This is a genomic window from Streptomyces sp. DT2A-34, assembly GCF_030499515.1.
Taxonomy (GTDB): domain Bacteria; phylum Actinomycetota; class Actinomycetes; order Streptomycetales; family Streptomycetaceae; genus Streptomyces.
This window is the reverse complement of the sequence record NZ_JASTWJ010000001.1, coordinates 8,182,590-8,195,793: the sequence shown is the minus strand read 5'-3', so window position 1 is coordinate 8,195,793 and position 13,204 is coordinate 8,182,590. Positions and strand designations below refer to the sequence as shown.

The 13,204-nt window shown below is 72.1% G+C and carries 14 protein-coding genes and 1 pseudogene; 9 read left to right on the top strand and 6 right to left on the bottom strand.

The window, feature by feature from the left end:
* Positions 1–2: 2 nt before the first annotated feature.
* The 3 genes from QQM39_RS36610 (at position 3) to QQM39_RS36600 (ending at position 3,144) form a co-directional block, all read left to right on the top strand.
* Positions 3–764, top strand: coding sequence for an SDR family oxidoreductase (locus QQM39_RS36610; protein ID WP_302001884.1), 762 nt, complete (start codon positions 3–5; stop codon positions 762–764).
* A gap of 14 nt (positions 765–778) precedes the next feature.
* Positions 779–1,804, top strand: coding sequence for an L-idonate 5-dehydrogenase (locus tag QQM39_RS36605; RefSeq protein ID WP_302001883.1), 1,026 nt, complete (start codon positions 779–781; stop codon positions 1,802–1,804).
* A 137-nt stretch (positions 1,805–1,941) separates the two neighbouring features.
* Entirely contained in the window at positions 1,942–3,144 is a 1,203-nt protein-coding gene (locus QQM39_RS36600) for a hypothetical protein (RefSeq protein ID WP_302001882.1), read from the top strand.
* Here QQM39_RS36600 and QQM39_RS36595 read toward each other — a convergent pair.
* From QQM39_RS36595 to QQM39_RS36580, 4 genes are all read right to left on the bottom strand, one after another.
* Positions 3,055–3,678 (bottom strand): cytochrome b/b6 domain-containing protein, encoded by a 624-nt coding sequence (locus tag QQM39_RS36595; RefSeq protein WP_302001881.1) that lies wholly within the window; start codon positions 3,676–3,678, stop codon positions 3,055–3,057. The genes QQM39_RS36600 and QQM39_RS36595 overlap by 90 nt on opposite strands.
* Entirely contained in the window at positions 3,662–4,390 is a 729-nt protein-coding gene (locus tag QQM39_RS36590; protein ID WP_302001880.1) for a molybdopterin-dependent oxidoreductase, read from the bottom strand. Before QQM39_RS36590 ends, QQM39_RS36595 begins: the two co-directional genes overlap by 17 nt.
* Before the next feature lie 88 nt (positions 4,391–4,478).
* Entirely contained in the window at positions 4,479–6,023 is a 1,545-nt protein-coding gene (locus tag QQM39_RS36585) for an APC family permease (RefSeq protein ID WP_302001879.1), read from the bottom strand.
* Positions 6,024–6,315: 292 nt separating this feature from the next.
* A complete protein-coding gene (locus QQM39_RS36580; RefSeq protein WP_302001878.1) occupies positions 6,316–7,266 on the bottom strand; it encodes a hypothetical protein in 951 nt (316 codons plus the stop codon).
* A gap of 305 nt (positions 7,267–7,571) precedes the next feature.
* Between QQM39_RS36580 and QQM39_RS36575 the strand changes: the two are divergent.
* Positions 7,572–8,464 (top strand): annotated as a pseudogene (locus QQM39_RS36575) (DMT family transporter).
* A gap of 33 nt (positions 8,465–8,497) precedes the next feature.
* A complete protein-coding gene (locus QQM39_RS36570; RefSeq protein WP_302001876.1) occupies positions 8,498–9,016 on the top strand; it encodes an NUDIX hydrolase in 519 nt (172 codons plus the stop codon).
* On the opposite strand, the gene QQM39_RS36565 is transcribed toward QQM39_RS36570, so the two are convergent.
* Entirely contained in the window at positions 8,995–9,786 is a 792-nt protein-coding gene (locus QQM39_RS36565; protein ID WP_302001875.1) for a hypothetical protein, read from the bottom strand. The two genes, QQM39_RS36570 and QQM39_RS36565, sit on opposite strands and share 22 nt — an antisense overlap.
* A gap of 65 nt (positions 9,787–9,851) precedes the next feature.
* Between QQM39_RS36565 and QQM39_RS36560 the strand changes: the two genes are divergently transcribed.
* Positions 9,852–10,244: a YidH family protein gene (locus QQM39_RS36560; RefSeq protein WP_302001874.1), complete on the top strand. Its 393-nt coding sequence runs from the start codon at positions 9,852–9,854 to the stop codon at positions 10,242–10,244.
* Positions 10,241–10,570, top strand: a complete 330-nt coding sequence (locus QQM39_RS36555) for a DUF202 domain-containing protein (protein ID WP_302001873.1) — start codon at positions 10,241–10,243, stop codon at positions 10,568–10,570. Before QQM39_RS36560 ends, QQM39_RS36555 begins: the two co-directional genes overlap by 4 nt.
* Before the next feature lie 33 nt (positions 10,571–10,603).
* Here the strand turns inward: QQM39_RS36555 and QQM39_RS36550 are convergent, their stop codons facing one another.
* The gene (locus QQM39_RS36550; protein ID WP_302001872.1) at positions 10,604–11,581 is read right to left on the bottom strand and encodes an NADP-dependent oxidoreductase; all 978 of its coding nucleotides are present in this window, start codon (positions 11,579–11,581) and stop codon (positions 10,604–10,606) included.
* A gap of 113 nt (positions 11,582–11,694) precedes the next feature.
* On the opposite strand from QQM39_RS36550, the gene QQM39_RS36545 reads away from it, so the two are divergent.
* Both QQM39_RS36545 and QQM39_RS36540 read left to right on the top strand, forming a co-directional pair.
* Positions 11,695–11,991, top strand: coding sequence for a hypothetical protein (locus tag QQM39_RS36545; RefSeq protein WP_302001871.1), 297 nt, complete (start codon positions 11,695–11,697; stop codon positions 11,989–11,991).
* Between the two features lie 184 nt (positions 11,992–12,175).
* Positions 12,176–13,198, top strand: a complete 1,023-nt coding sequence (locus QQM39_RS36540) for a phosphotransferase family protein (protein ID WP_302001869.1) — start codon at positions 12,176–12,178, stop codon at positions 13,196–13,198.
* Positions 13,199–13,204: the final 6 nt, after the last annotated feature.

The following is a 13,204-nucleotide window of genomic DNA, read 5'->3' as shown; positions in this document are numbered from 1 at the left end:
CGATGACGGCTCACCCCCTCTTCGACATCGGCGGCCGCAAGGCCCTGGTCACCGGCTCCAGCCGGGGCATCGGCCTCGCGCTCGCCCGCGGCCTGGCGGAGGCTGGCTGCACGGTGGTCCTCAACGGGCGGGACGGCGAACGCCTCGCCAAGGCCGCCGGGGAGCTGCCCGGCGACGTCCGCACGGCCGTGTTCGACGTGACCGACGGTCCGTCGGTGGCCGCCGGGATCGCGGATGTGGAGGAGCGGGTGGGCCCGCTCGACATCCTGGTCAACAACGCGGGCATGCAACTGCGCGCGCCCTTGCTGGAGTTCACGGACTCCGACTGGCACCGGATCCTGAACACCAACCTCACCAGCGCGTTCCTGGTCGGCCGGGAGGCCGCCCGGCGGATGACGGAACGCGGCCACGGAAAGATCATCAACATCTGCTCGCTGCAGAGCGAGGTCGTCCGCCCCGGCATCGCCCCCTACGCCGCCACCAAGGGCGCGCTGAAGATGCTCACCAAGGGCATGTGCGCGGACTGGGGCCCGCACGGCGTCCAGGTCAACGGCCTGGGTCCCGGTTACATCGAGACCGAGCTCACCCAACCTCTCGTCGAGGACGAGGAGTTCAGCGCGTGGGTGCGGCGACGCACCCCGGCCGGGCGCTGGGGGCGTACGGAGGACCTGGTGGGCGGGGTGCTGTTCCTCGCCTCTCCTGCGGCGGACTTCGTCAGCGGGCAGGTGCTGTATGTCGACGGCGGCATGACGAGCGTGCTGTGAAGGAGGCCGCGGGGATGCTCGGTTGTGTGATCCATGGTGCGGGTGACCTGCGGGTGGAGGAGCTGCCGTCGCCGGAGCCCGGCCCCGGGCAGGCCCTCGTCGCCGTTCGGTACGGCGGGGTCTGCGGCTCCGACCTGCACTACTGGCGGCACGGCGGGGTCGGCGACTTCCGCCTCGAGGAGCCGATGGTGCTCGGGCACGAGGTGGTCGGGACGGTCCTGTCGTACGGCGACGGGGCATCGGGTCCGGTCGCCGGTACGGCCGTCGCGGTCCACCCGGCCACTCCCTGCTCGGTCTGCCCCGAGTGCGCGGACGGGCGGCGCAACGTCTGCCGGGACACCCGCTACCTCGGCAGCGCGGCGCGCTTCCCGCATGTGCAGGGCGGGTTCGCCGCCCAAGTCGTCGTCCCCGCAGACCAGTTGAGGCCCCTCCCGGCCGGGCTCGACCTGCGGCGGGCGGCGCTCGCCGAGCCGCTGTCGGTCGCGCTGCACGCGGTGCGGCGGGCCGGAGAGGTGGCCGGGAGGCATGTCCTCGTCACCGGTGCCGGGCCCATCGGGTGTCTGGTGGTCGCGGCGGCCAAGGCGGCCGGGGCCACGCACGTGACGGTGACGGACCTGCTGCCGACGGCTTTGGAGTACGCGCGGATCGCCGGCGCCGACAGCCTCGTACGGGCCGATGACCCGGACGATGCCGGGTGGCCTGCCGAGGTGGACGTCGCGATCGAGGCGTCAGGGGTCGTCGCGGGGCTGGACACGTGTCTGCGGCTGGTGCGGCGCGGGGGTGTCGTGGTGCAGCTCGGGATGCTGCCGCCGGGGCTGAGTCCGTTCGCGGGGAACCTCGTCGTGAGCCGGGAGATCGAGCTGCGGGGGGCGTTCCGCTTCGACGGGGAGTTCGACGAGGCACTGGAACTGCTCGCCGCCGAGGCCTCGTTCGACGGCCTGATCAGCTCGGTGGTGCCGGTGCGGGAGGCCGAGTCGGCGTTCGCGCTCGCGGCGGACCGGAGTCGGTCGTGCAAGGTGCTGCTGGACTTCGGGGGCTGACCTTCCGCGCTGCTCGGCATCTGAACTCGCGCCGACGATCACATGAAGCGGCTTCCGCGGGGGCACTTTCGGCCCGATGATGAGGTGACCCCTGATGGCTGCCACAGTGTTCGGGGGCGGGAACTTCGGGGGGCGTCATGGCGGTTTCCCTCGGGATGCGTATCTCGGGGCTGCTCGTCGTAGGGGCGGTGGCGGTTGCCGCCGCGGCCTTCACGAGTGATGGGGGATTCACGGCGGACGGCAGGGGCACGATCGTCACCGCCGGCCCCTCCGACGGCACGCGGAAGCTGCCGACCGGTCCGCCGAGCGGCTCTCCTCCTCCGGTACGGCAGTCGCCGGACGGCCACTTCGGCGTACCCGCGGTCACGAGCACGCCCGGCGCGTCCCGGGGCGAAACGGTGAGTGAGCGTCCGAGCCCCTCCTCCCCCAGCCCCTCCATGAGCAAAAAGCTCCTCGAAGTCCCCGCCTGGCTCCCGCCCGGCCCCGACTCACCGGACGTCGACGGCACACCGGACCCGGCGAGCGTGTACGACCTGCTCCACTCCCCCAGCGAGTGCCGGGCCGCGCTGCGTGTGATCCCCGAGACGCCGGCCGACGCGGAGTGGACGCTGCTGCGCGGGCTGGCCACCGCCTGCCTCGCCGTGCAGGGCCAGGGCGGCGACTGGGAGCAGGCGGCCCGGGACCATGCCGCCCTGGCGGACAAGGCCGACACCTGCAAGGGCCGTGCCGCGTACACCGTCCTGGGCTCTCTGCTCGACTTCCACCGTCGGCATCCCGGCGCCGTCGTGCGGTTGAAGCCCGCGGCGAGCGGCACGCCCGGGGCCTGCGGTTATCGGATCGCCGGGGTGGACACGGGCGGCGACGGCGAGGCGCGGCCCGGCGAGGCGATCGGGATCGAGCTGGCAGACACGTACATGGATCATGCCGAACTGCTGTCGAACGTGAGCGTGAGCGTCGGTGGGCAGCGGGTGCCCGGGGTTCCCGTGCTGAGGTCCGAGTCGGGCGATCGGCTGGTGCTGTCCGTCGTCGTACCGGTGCTGGAGCCGGGCTCCGTCGAGGTGGCGGTCCGGTATGCCGGAACCGAGGTACGCCTGCCGGCGGCCTTCAGCGTCGCCGCTCCCGAAGTGGTCCCGGAGCCGGACATGGGGACTGGGACAACTGTCGGTCCGGTGTCGCCGCTCGGTGCGGTGGTGCTGTCCACCGGCGATCCGGCGGAGTTCCTGACCGGATCGCCCCCGACCGTCACCGCCTCAAGGCCGCCACAGGGAGTGCTCCCGCTCGGCCCACTCCCGGTTCACCCTGCCGGTCCGCATACCCCTGCGGGCCTCCGGATCCGCTAGCGCCATGCCAATGTGCCCGGCGAGGACGATGCCGATGGTCAGGGCCAGCCAGTCATGGACGAACGTCGCGCTGGTGCGCCACACCAGGGGCGTGAGGTGGGTGAACCACATCATCAGACCGGTGCCGAGCATCACCAGCGTCGCCCCCGCGATCCAGGCCGCATAGATCTTCTGCCCGGCGTTGAACTTGCCCGCAGGACGGGACGCGGCCCGCTTGTCACGGCGGAGCGCGGCGCGCAGCCACAGGCGGTCGTGGGAGCCGAAGCGGTTGAGGAGGCCGAGGTCGGCGCGGAAGGCGCGGGAGGCGAGGCCGGCCAGTACCGGAACGGGCAGGGCGAGGCCGGCCCACTCGTGGATGCGGACCACCAGCTCGCGGCGCCCGACGAGTTCGGCGAGCTGCGGAACGTACAGACAGGCCGCCGTCACCACGCACACGCCCATCAGCGCGGCCGTCGTACGGTGCATCCAGCGTTCGGCCCTGGTGAAGCGCCGGACGTCGGTGGTCCGGCGGGGTGCGTCAAGTCGTAGGCTCATCGTCGCGTCCGTTCGAGCGGCCGACCCAGGCGTCGACGTCGTAACCCCGTTCCTCCCAGTAGCCGGGCCGCACGTCCTTGGTGACGGTGATGCCGGAGAGCCACTTGGCGGACTTGTAGAAGTACATGGGGGCCACATAGAGACGGACCGGGCCGCCGTGGCTGTGGCCCAGGTCCTTGTCCTGCATGCGCAGGGCGACCAGGACGTCCGCGCGGCGGGCCTGGTCGAGGGTGAGGCTCTCGGTGTAGGTGCCGTCGAAGCAGGTGAAGCGCACCGCCCCGGCCCCCTCGCGCACTCCCGCGGCGTCGAGCAGCCGGGACAGGCGCACACCTTCGAACGGTGTCTCGGGTACCCGCCAGCCGGTGACGCACTGGACGTCGCGCACCATCCGGGTCTGCGGCAGGGCGCGCAGGTCGGCGAGCGTGTAGGTCCGGGGGTGGTCGACCAGGCCGTCGACCGTGAGGCGGTAGGTGGTGGCGTTCTTGCGGGGTACGGAGGAGGCGACCGAGTAGTAGCGGAAGCCGCCGCCGTTGGGGAGCAGGTCGGTCAGGCCGGTGGGGTCCTTGTCGGAGGCGCTCGCCAGGAAGGACTCCATGCCGCGTTGCAGGGTCGGCGCGGTGGCCACGCCGAGGGCGCCCAGGGCCAGGGTGCCGAGGAGGACGCGGCGGCCCATCGGTTTGCCCCGCGGCTCTTCGGGTGGTTCGTAGTTCACCTGCTCATCGAACACCCGCGTCCCCCCGCTGGACCAGGGATCGCGGGTGCCCGTCAGATTTCCGTAACCACCTCTCACCCGGCTCTCATCAGTCGCCGCGGGCGGCCTTCTCCAGCTGGAACGCCTCGTTGCCGAGTCCGATGCGGGCGTGCTTCTCGGGGGCGCGGGAGCGCAGGAGCAGGCCCTGGATCAGGCCCACGGCCAGGGCGAGGGCGATGACCGCGGGAAGAGCCCAGCTCAGGGACGAGCCCGGGCCGGCCCCGATCAGGACGTCGAAGTCCTTGACGGTGTAGACGACGATGAAGGCCAGCGCGAGAACGGCGAGCGCGGAGGCGGCCAGTCGCCAGAACTGGGCGGCGACGGCGCCACGGCGGACGAAGAAGACGACGACCGAGGCCGAGGCGGCGGCCATCAGCGCGGCGACGCCCAGCGCGCCGAGGCTGCCCATCCAGGTGAACAGGTGCAGGACCGGTGCCGTCGGGTCGCCGGCCGGCTTGTCGTCGGTGAACGCGAACACGGCGACGACCACGAGCGAGATCACGGTCTGCAGCAGCGAACCCGTCCCGGGGGCGCCGCTCGCGCCGCTGGTGCGGCCGAAGGCGGCGGGCAGCAGGCCCTCGCGGCCCATGGCGAAGGCGTAGCGCGCGACGACGTTGTGGAAGCTGAGCATCGCCGCGAACATGCCGGTCACGAACAGCACGTGCAGGACGTCGGTGAAGCCGGGCCCGAGCAGGTCCTCGGTGAGGAAGAACAGCAGCCCGGCGCTCTGCTCCTGCGCGGTGCCGACGATCGCCGAGGGACCGGTGGCGACGGTGTACGCCCAGCAGCTGATCGTGTAGAAGACGGCGATGCCGCCGATGGCCAGGAACATCACACGGGGCACGAGAATGTGCGGGCGACTGGTCTCCTCGGCGTAGACGGGGGCCTGCTCGAAGCCGAGGAAGGCGGCGACGCAGAAGCACAGGGCGGTGCCGATGCCCGCGCCGGTGAGCGTGTCCGGGTTGAAGGCGTGCAGCGACAGCCCCTCCTTCCCGGGGTCGGCGAGCGCGGCGACGTCGAAGATGACGACCAGGGCGACCTCGATGATCAGCAGAACGCCGAGCACGCGCGCGTTGAGGTCGATCTTCAGCCAGCCGAGAGCGCCGACGAGGAGCACGGCCAGGAGCGCCGGTATCCACCAGGCGACCTCGGTGTCCAGGTAGGTGGCGAACAGCCCGGAGACCTCGAAGCCGAAGATGCCGTAGATGCCGACCTGGAGGGCGTTGTAGGAGACGAGCGCGACCATCGCGGCGCCGGCGCCGGCCGTGCCGCCGAGGCCGCGGGAGATGTACGCGTAGAAGGCACCGGCGTTGTGGACGTGCCGGCTCATCTCGGCGTACCCGACGCTGAAGAGGGCGAGGACGAGGCCGAGGATCACGAAGAGCAGCGGCTGGCCGAGCACACCCATCACGCCGAAGGTCGTGGGCATGACACCTGCGACCACCATGAGGGGCGCCGTCGCGGCGAGCACGGACAGCAGCAGGCCCGTGGTGCCCAGCCGGTCGGCGCGCAGGGCGCGGTCCTGCCCCTTGAACGTACTGATGCCGCCGCCGTCCGCGGTGGCTCTGCTCGTGCTGGAACTGCCCGTCGTCATTGAGAGACCGTCCTTCGTCGGGTCGGGTCGGGTTGGGTTGGGTTGGGTCGAGTCGGGGGTGGGGGTCGGGTCGGGGCTGGGGCGTTGCGACGGTGCCGTCACGTCGGGTCGGTGCCGTCACGTCGCTCCTGTTACGTCGGGTCGGCGTCGTCGCGTCGCTCCTGTTACGTCGGGTCGGCGTCGTCGCGTCGCTCCCGTCACGTCGGGACGGGACCGTCACGTCGAGTCGATGCCGTCGCGTCGGGACGGCGCCGTCGCGTCGCGCCCCTCCTGCCACGTCGGGCCGGCACCGTCACGTCGTACCGAGCGCGGTGGCCCGTGCGGCACGGAAGGCGGGATACGGATCGCGGTCCGGGTACGACCAGGGCGACGGCGTGACGTGCTCACCGATGCGGTGGAACAGGGCGGCCGCCTCAGCGCTCCGGCCCTCGCAGACCTTGGCGTGGGCAAGGAAGTTCAGGTCGACGAGGCGACGCGGGTGACCCTCCTGTTCCCACTCCAGCCACCAGTCGAAGGCGGCCCGCATCACCTGCCGGGCCCGACGGCCGGTCCAGTGCCCGGAGGCGGCCGTGTCGCGGGGCTCGTGTCCCGCCGCGGCGAGGACGCGGTAGCGCTCGGTGTGGGCGATGACCGGGAGGATGGCGAGCGGGGAGTCGGCGGGGGCCTGCTCGGCGGCGGCGCCGGCGAAGTCGTAGACCTCGTGGAAGGGGTCGGGACCGACGCCGGGGCGGCGCTCGGCGAGGCGGGCGACCATCAGGTGGTGGGCGTGGTGGTGGTCGGCATACCGGGCGCGGACCTCGGCGAAGAGGCGGTGCACCTCCTCCTCGGCGCCGAGGGAGCACTCCAGCATGAGCAACCCCAGCCAGGGAGTGGGGTCGGCGGGCGCGAGCGCGGCGGCGCTGTGGCAGGACTCGCGGGCACGGACCGGTTTCTCCTTGCCGCGTAAGGCCCGCCGTACCAGGGCGAGGGCGAGCAGGACGGCGGCGTCGGCGGAGTCGGGTTCGGCGAGCAGCCAGTCGCGGGTCCAGGGGGCGCAGTACGGCTCCTGGGCGAGGACGGTGACGCGGTGGCCTCTGCAGTCCCAGTCGTCGCCGGTCCGGGCGAGCAGCGAGCGGGCCGTCTGCCACCTGCCCTGGGCCAGTGCGGTGCGGGCCGCGGCGAGCTCGGCGTCGTCGAGGGCCGCGTCGAAGGCGTGGGCTGCGCGCTTTCGGCCGCGGCCGAGGGGTGGCGGAGGTGGGGGCACCGTTTTGGGTTCTGTTGGGGGGAGAATGTGGACAGTCATCATCCGATCACTCACAGCAAATCCGCAGCCAACGGTTCGCGTCAAGGGCCGCTGCCGCGTTACACGCGTCAACTCGCGTGACTGATGGGGTAGTTGTGACTCGACCGTCGCCCGCAATGCCCGATTTGTTCGGAGCGTGTGGCGTACGTCATGGCGTCGCTGCCCGTCGGCATCGCAGGATTGCGGGACGCGCATGCCGGGCTCTGGGGCCGCTACAGTCGGCCCTTACGCGCCCCGTCCGCCCGGCAGGATTCGAGGTTCGCAGCGTGTCGCTTCAGATTCTGATACTCGCCGTGAGCGCCGCATGCTGCCTGGGCTTCGGCTTCGTACTGCAGCAGAACGCGGCCCAGAAGGCGCCACTGAGCGACTTCCTCTCCCCCGGATCCTGCTCGACCTGATGAAGGTGCCGCGCTGGCTCGGCGGTATCGGGCTCATGGTGGTCGGCATGGCACTGGGCGCGATGGCACTGGGTCAGGGCAAGATCTCCCTGGTGGAGCCACTGCTGGCGACGAACCTGCTGTTCGCGCTCATGCTCTCGCGCCGCCAGACCAAGCAGTCACTGGGCCGCCAGGGCTGGGCGGGCCTCGCCCTGCTCGCGGGCGGCGTGACGGCGTTCATCGTCGCCGGACAGCCACACGGCGGGACGGCGACCAGCGACCCGCTCCGGCACTGGCTGATCATCGGCGTCATGATCGGAGTTGCCCTGCTGCTCACGACATACGCCAAGCGCTCGCGGCTCAGCGCGGGTCCGGCGCTGCTGGCGACGGCCGCCGGCCTGCTGTACGGCGTCCAGGACGCCCTGACCCGCGTGACCGGCCAGCGTTTCGCCGAGGGCGGCATGGCGGAGGTCCTGACCGGCTGGCAGCCGTACGCCGTGGTGGCGCTCGGCCTCACCGGCCTGATCCTCGTCCAGAGCGCCTTCGAGACGGCGTCCCTGCGCATGTCCCTGCCCGCCCTGACCGCGGCCCAGCCGCTGGCCGGCATCGCCTGCGGCGTCGGCTTCCTCGGCGACCGGCTGCGCACCGACGCGGGAGCACTGGCGTGGGAGGCCGCGGGGCTCGCCGGGATCGTGGTGGGCATCATCCTCCTCGGGACGCATTCCGCGATGCCGAGCGGGGCGGTCCGGCCGACGCGGGCCGCGGCGGTGGCGACGACCTGACCGCACGGGTGCCGCCCTGGTTGGATGGCCCCCATGAGCACTGCTGACGAGATCCTCGACATCGTCGACGAGCAGGACCGGGTCGTGGGGCAGTCGCCGCGCGGCGAGGCCTACGCCAAGGGGCTGCGCCACCGCTGTGTCTTCATCGAGGCCCGGGACGCGCAGGGCCGCCTGTTCGTGCATCGCCGCACCCCGACGAAGCTGGTGTTCCCGTCGCGGTACGACATGTTCGTCGGCGGAGTGGTCGGCGCGGGCGAGTCCTACGAGGACGCCGCTCTGCGCGAGGCCGAGGAGGAACTCGGCGTGAGCGGCCTGCCGCGTCCCTCGTACCTCTTCAAGTTCCTCTACGACGACGGCGCCGGACAGACCTGGTGGTCGGCGGTGTACGAGGTGCGCTGCGAGCTGCCGGTGAGCCCGCAGGCGGAGGAGGTCGCCTGGCACGACTTCCTGCCGGAGGCCGAGGTCGAGCGGCGGCTGACCGAGTGGGTGTGGGTGCCGGACGGGCTGGCGGCGTACGAGCGACTCAGGGCCTACCGGGCGGCGGCCGGCTGATCCACCCGCGGACCGCCCGCGAGCGCGTCGGCAAGAGCCCGCTCCTGGTCGGCGGTGAGGCCCAGGCCGGGCGGCACGGTGCGCGGACTGTACTGCCCGTCGCACAGCGCCAACGGGCTGCCGGGCTCGGCCGTGGTCCCGCTGAGCGGGCTGCGGCCCCGTACCGCCCAGGTGGGCCCGTCCCAGAACTGGTGGTCCAGGAGCCGCTCCGCCACGTCGGGCGCGGCGTCCTCGGCCACCCCCACCGCCCTGAGCGCACCGGATATCCGAGCCACCGCCTCCGCCTCGGGCACCTCCGCGTCGCCGAAGGCGGGCAGCAGCAGGAGCAGCCGCAGCCCGGAATCCACGACCCCCGCCGCGTCGGCCGGGGCGGACTCGGCCACAGCGACCAGCTCCGGCCAGGACAGTCCCGGGCCGCTGTAGTGGCCGTCGAGCGAGGCCAGGCAGGCGTGCCGGTCCCAGTCGGGGTGGGCGATCAGAAAGTCCGTGCCCGAGTCGTCCGGGAAGTTCCGGTGGACGATCCACAGCACATGCCCGCCCGCCATGGGTATGCGGAACGCCGGCCAGATCTGCTCCGCCCCGTAGAGCGCCTCGGCTGCCTCGTCGACGTCGGCCGAGTCGGCGCCGAAGACCTCCGGATCCGCCACGAACTCGTCCCGGACCGGGGCGTAGAACGCGGGCCAGAACCCGGGCGTCCCGAGCAGCTGCTCGGCGGGGGCGATGCCGTGTCCGGGCATCGCGTACCCGGCCAGTGACGTGGGAACTTCCATGCCCCGAACCGTAGCGGGCGGCACTGACAACGCCCCCTCGCAGCCGCCCGGATAGGGTCGTGCATGTGATCGAGTTCGTACGAAACGTCCGGCTGTGGTTCGCGCCGCAGCAGATCCGGCAGGAGGGCGGCACCCCCGACTACCGGTTCTCGCTGGCGAACGAGCGCACCTTCCTGGCCTGGTTGCGTACCGCGCTCGCGCTCATCGGCGGCGGCTTCGCCGTGGACCAGTTCCTGCCGGACCTGCGCTGGGGCTGGCGCGTCGGGCTGGCGCTGGCACTGCTCGCGGCGGGCGTGTTGTGTTCGTTGCGCGCGGTCAATCACTGGGTGCGCTGCGAGCGGGCGATGCGCCGGGGCGAGGACCTGCCGGTGTCCCGGTTCCCGGCGTTGCTGGGCATCGTGGTCGCGGTCGTGGCCGTCGCGATGGTCGTCGTCGTGCTCGTGGGGTGGGAAGGGTGACCACCGTGGCGGGAGCGGAGCCGGTGCGGGATCCGGGGCTGCAACCCGAGCGGACGCGCCTGGCGTGGCGCCGTACGACGCTGGCCGGCACCGTGGCCGCCGTACTCGCCGCGAAGACCGCGCTGCACGGCCGGCTCTCGGTGGTCGGCGTCGTCGTCTGCGCCCTGTGTTTCGGGCTGTGGCTGGGCTTCCTGGCTCTCGCCCACCGCCGCATCCGCGTCCTGGCCTCGTCGGCCGAACCGGCGGCACTCGCGCCCCGGCATGCCGCGGCCACGGTCCTGTTGACCGTGGCCCTGGCCGTGTGCGGCGCCGCCCTCGTCCTCTGACCCGGCACCCTCTGGAGGCCCCGGACAGCACACCTAGTCCGCCGCCTGCCACAGCCTCTCCGGCGCCGCCGCCTCCTCCGTCTCCCAGTCCACCGTCATCACGATCTTGCCGCGCGTGCGGCCCTCCTGGCTGAGCCGGTGCGCGTCCGCCGCCCGCTCCAGCGGGAACGTCTGTGAGACATGCACGGACACCACCCCCTCCTCCGCCAGCTCGGACAGCCGCAGCAGGTCCTCCGCGTCGGGGCGGACGAAGTAGTAGCGGCCGCCGTAGTCGAAGACGTCCGGGTCGGCGATCGACACCAGGCGGCCTTCCGGGGCCAGGAGGTTGGCCGAGGCCTTCAGCGCGTCGCCGCCGACCGTGTCGAAGGCCGCGTCCACGCCTTCGGGCGCGAGCCCTCGCACCCGTTCGGTCAGGCCGTCGCCGTACTCGACCGGCTCGCCGCCGAGGCCGCGTACGAAGTCGTGGTTGTGCCCGCTCGCCGTACCGATGACCCGGGCGCCCAGATGGCGGGCGAGCTGGACGGCGATGGAGCCCACCCCGCCGGCCGCGGCGTGCACGAGGACGGTCTCGCCTCGCCTGACCTGGAGCACCTTGATCAGCACCTGATACGCCGTCAGCCCCACCAGGGGCAGACCGGCGGCCTCCTCCCAGGTGAGGTTGCGGGGCTTGCGCGCGAGGGTGCGGAGCGGCGCCGCGACGTACTCGGCGAAGGTCCCGCGGGAGAGGAGGTCCTCGCGTACGTAGCCGATGACCTCGTCGCCGACGCCGAACTCCGCGACGGACACGCCCGGTTGGACCACGACACCCGACACGTCCCACCCCGGGACCACCGGGAAGGCCGGCTCGAGCATCCGGTCCATATAGCCCTCGCGGCACTTCCAGTCGACCGGGTTGACCGCCGCCGCCCGCACCTTGACCAGCACCGAGTCGGGGCCGACCTTCGGGTCGCGCACCTCTCCGTATGCGAGCACCTCGGGGCCGCCGTAGCGTGTGTAGCTGATGCCCTTCATGGGTTCGACCCTCTGTGGTCACAGGACGCCACGCAAGCCCGAATGACCTGATATGCGCCGTTCGCGTGGCAGCCTGTCCGTCGTCACAACCCGCACCTCCGAAGGCGAGCAGCATGACCACCCTTCATGTGGAACACCCCTCCCACACGCACGCCCACGGCCCCGACTGCGGACACGCCGCGGTGCCGCACGGCGACCACACCGACTACGCGCACGACGGCCACCTCCATCGCGAGCACAGCGGCCACTGGGATGAGTGCGAGAAGGACGGGCACGTCGCGCACGAGAGCCACAGCCACCAGCACGGCGCCGACTGCGGACACGAGAGCGTCCTGCACGGCGACCACGTCGACTACGTGCACGACGGCCACCGGCACGCCGCCCACGAGGGCCACTGGGACGACCACTGAGCCCACCGAACGCCCACGAAAGCCGTACTGGCCGAGAAAACACCACCGACAGCTCCCCGGCGCACCGCGCGGGGAGCTGTCGGCCTATCGTGGCCCCGATCACGTTCGGCTCCCGCACTGGACTACATACCGACTGGTCGGCATCATGAGTCCAGTCCCGTTCACCTGCCTTCAGGAGCGATGTATGAGCCCCGACCATCCGCCCGGTCTCGATCTCGACCGGCTGCGCGGCCTGCTCGAGCGCGAGCGGCCCGGTCTGGCGCAGGGTCCGCTGACCGGCCGGCTGATCGAAGGCGGACGGTCGAACCTCACCTACGCGGTCTCCGACGGCACCTCGAAGTGGGTCGTACGACGCCCCCCGCTCGGCCATGTCCTCGCCACCGCGCACGACATGAAGCGCGAGCACCGGGTCATCAGCGGGCTGTATCCGACGAACGTGCCGGTGCCGCGGCCGGTGCTGCTGTGCGAGGACGAGGAGGTGCTCGGGGCGCCGTTCTACGTCATGGAGTTCGTCGAGGGCACCCCGTACCGCACCGCCGACCAGCTGGCCCCGCTCGGCCCTGAGCGCACCCGGGGCGCGGTGCTGTCCCTGGTGGACACGCTCGTCGAGCTGCACGCGGTGGATCCGGCGGAGGCCGGGCTCGCGGACTTCGGCCGCCCCGAGGGTTTCCTGGACCGGCAACTGCGCCGCTGGGGCAAGCAGTTGGACGCCTCCCGCAACCGCGACCTGGCCGGCATCGACGAGCTGCACGCCACCCTCGGACGGCGGCTGCCCGCCTCCCCCGCCCCGGCCGTCGTGCACGGCGACTACCGGCTCGACAACGTGCTCATCGGTGACGACGACCGGATCAAGGCGATCCTGGACTGGGAGATGTCCACGCTCGGCGATCCGCTGACCGACCTGGGCCTGCTGGTGATGTACAGCATGCCGCTGGGCATGGCGGACTCCCCGGTCTCCACGACCGCCGAGGCTCCCGGACATCCCTCGCCCGGTGAGCTGATCGAGCGGTACGCCGCGCGCTCGGGACGCGATGTCTCCGCGGTCTCCTGGTACACGGCGTTCGCCTGGTTCAAGCTCGCCGTGATCCTGGAGGGCATCCACTACCGCTACACGCTGGGCCAGACGGTCGGCCGCGGCTTCGACCGCATCGGCGACCTGGTTCCCGTCTTCATCGAGCACGGTCTGACCACTCTTCAGGAAGGCTGACGGCAT

Excerpts from the sequence above, each read along its gene's own strand:
- QQM39_RS36610 (WP_302001884.1), top strand. The coding sequence starts at position 3 with ATGACGGCTCACCCCCTCTTCGACATCGGCGGCCGCAAGGCCCTGGTC.
- QQM39_RS36565 (WP_302001875.1), bottom strand. The coding sequence starts at position 9,786 with ATGGAAGTTCCCACGTCACTGGCCGGGTACGCGATGCCCGGACACGGC.
- QQM39_RS36585 (WP_302001879.1), bottom strand. The coding sequence starts at position 6,023 with ATGACGACGGGCAGTTCCAGCACGAGCAGAGCCACCGCGGACGGCGGC.
- QQM39_RS36595 (WP_302001881.1), bottom strand. The coding sequence starts at position 3,678 with ATGAGCCTACGACTTGACGCACCCCGCCGGACCACCGACGTCCGGCGC.
- QQM39_RS36570 (WP_302001876.1), top strand. The coding sequence starts at position 8,498 with ATGAGCACTGCTGACGAGATCCTCGACATCGTCGACGAGCAGGACCGG.
- QQM39_RS36550 (WP_302001872.1), bottom strand. The coding sequence starts at position 11,581 with ATGAAGGGCATCAGCTACACACGCTACGGCGGCCCCGAGGTGCTCGCA.
- QQM39_RS36540 (WP_302001869.1), top strand. The coding sequence starts at position 12,176 with ATGAGCCCCGACCATCCGCCCGGTCTCGATCTCGACCGGCTGCGCGGC.
- QQM39_RS36545 (WP_302001871.1), top strand. The coding sequence starts at position 11,695 with ATGACCACCCTTCATGTGGAACACCCCTCCCACACGCACGCCCACGGC.
- QQM39_RS36605 (WP_302001883.1), top strand. The coding sequence starts at position 779 with ATGCTCGGTTGTGTGATCCATGGTGCGGGTGACCTGCGGGTGGAGGAG.
- QQM39_RS36600 (WP_302001882.1), top strand. The coding sequence starts at position 1,942 with ATGGCGGTTTCCCTCGGGATGCGTATCTCGGGGCTGCTCGTCGTAGGG.